We start from the raw sequence: 1896 nt of genomic DNA on the forward strand, positions 1-1896 counted from the left end.
GAACCCAGCGGTTCAGGGTGCTATCGTCCACCTCCAGAGTGCGTTCCGGGAATAGCTGCCCCATGTCGCGGTGTCGCGGTAGCTCAGCGAGTAGCGCAGGTACCAGGCGACAGCCTGCACGATCAGGTTGGCCTCGTAGTGAGGTCTCTCAAGGTCGACCTCGGCTCGCTCTATAAGCTTAGCGGTGTCTATGACAGAACCAAGGAACGGGTCGAGAAGAAAGGTGGCAAGATCGAGGGCATATTTTGTGACCCGTGAAGGACGATTGTCTTAGGTTCGTGATCAGTCCGAATTTTTAAAGCTCGACTTTGGCCATTTCGACATGTCGCGGAACGCGCTAGAGCGTTTTCGGTTTAATCTGGCTCAAATCCTGCGGCGGCGAAGAAGTTGGCGCACTCGTCGGGTGTGACGGTGTCGACGAGGCGCCCGATGGCCGACCACAAGCCCTCGACGGTCCGCTCGGCAGCTTTGCGCAGCAGCGCTTTCAGCTTCGAGAAGGCCATCTGAGGGGGCCCCAATCGACAGGTCGAGTGGGGTATCCCCTGATGGGGTTGAAGTCCGGGCTGTAGGGCGGGAGGAACAGTAGTCGCGCGCCTGCTGCTTCGATCGCCGCCCGCACGGCCGGCCCCTTGTGGCTACCGAGGTTGTCCATGACCACGATGTCCCCGGGGGTGAGTTCGGGCACCAGGACCTGATCGACGTAGGCCTGGAAGGCGTCGCGGTTAATCGGGCCATCGAGCACGAACGGCGTGGCGATCCCGGACAGGCGCAGGGCCGCCACCAGGGTCGTCGTCTTCCAATGGCCATGCGGCACGGGCGAGCGCAGTCGCTCGCCGCGGGGAGAACGCCCGCGCAGGCGGGTCATGTTGGTCGAGGTCCAAGTCTCGTCGAGGAATACCAGGCGGGCCGGATCGAGATCGAGTTGGCCCTCGAACCAAGCCTCGCGCGCAGCCTTCACATCCGGACGACTTTGCTCGGCGGCGTGCGCTGTCTTTTTGTGTAGGTCAGGTCGCGTGCGTCGAGGAAGCTCCACAGGGTGCCGAGCCCGACCGTGAGGTCGTGCTCGTCCCGGAGCCGGACGCGCATCTCCTCCAGGGTGATGTCGTCCTTCTCGTCGATCAGCGCGCGTAGGAATGCCTCGTGCGGATCGAGCTTCGAGCGGCGCGCCCGCCCTTGCGGACGAGCGGCCACCGTCCCGGTCGTCGTGAGCGCGGCCATCCAGCGGATCGAGGTGGCGATGCCGACACCAAACCGCGCCGCCGCCTGCCGGCGCGAGGTTGTTGCGGCGGCTTCCAGCACCCGCTCGCGCAGATCCTGGCTGTAGGGTCGTCCCATCTGTCGCTCCTCCTCCGGAGCGATCAGTGAATCAGCCCGTCGCCGCTCCGTGAACTCCACCCCATTGAATCAGCGCAAACCGAAAACGCTCTAGCGACACAGAGTAATTAAACGTCACGAAAGTTCCCTAAGTTAGATCAATTCCGTAACAATTTCGTCGGCCCGCTTACCTTAAGCCGATGGTCGGCGGCTAAGACCCGCCAATCTTCACTATTTAAAGTGAAGCGTCATGTTTGAAGTGCCCTCAGGTGGATCAATTTGGCTGCTTTCGCCACTTTGATGCACCTAACTTGCACCTGATGAATGCGGTGCAAATGCCGGGCAAATGACCGTTTTCCTGATGGAAAGTTCTGGAGCAATATTAGCTTTTAGATTTGCTTACAGCTGGCACGAATTCATCCGTAGCAGTCAAATTTTTTCACTTCTCGCGCCAGGCTTTGGCGACCTGGTCGGCGAGCGGCTTCATCAGGTAGCTCATCACGGAGCGCTCGCCGATCTGGAGGAAGGCCTCGACCGGCATGCCGGGCACGAGCTGGACCTCGCCCAGGCGCTCGCGCTGGG

General features: G+C 61.3%; 3 pseudogenes. All 3 read right to left on the reverse strand.

What is annotated here, in order from left to right:
* A pseudogene (locus tag MKK55_RS25155) lies at nucleotides 1–192 on the reverse strand (IS6 family transposase); the annotation flags it as partial.
* 161 nt (nucleotides 193–353) lie between these two features.
* Nucleotides 354–1335 (reverse strand): annotated as a pseudogene (locus MKK55_RS25160) (IS630 family transposase).
* A gap of 418 nt (nucleotides 1336–1753) precedes the next feature.
* Nucleotides 1754–1896, reverse strand: a pseudogene (locus MKK55_RS25165) (HlyD family type I secretion periplasmic adaptor subunit); the annotation flags it as partial.

Origin of the sequence: Methylobacterium sp. J-059, from assembly GCF_022829485.1 — a bacterium.
Lineage (GTDB): Bacteria > Pseudomonadota > Alphaproteobacteria > Rhizobiales > Beijerinckiaceae > Methylobacterium.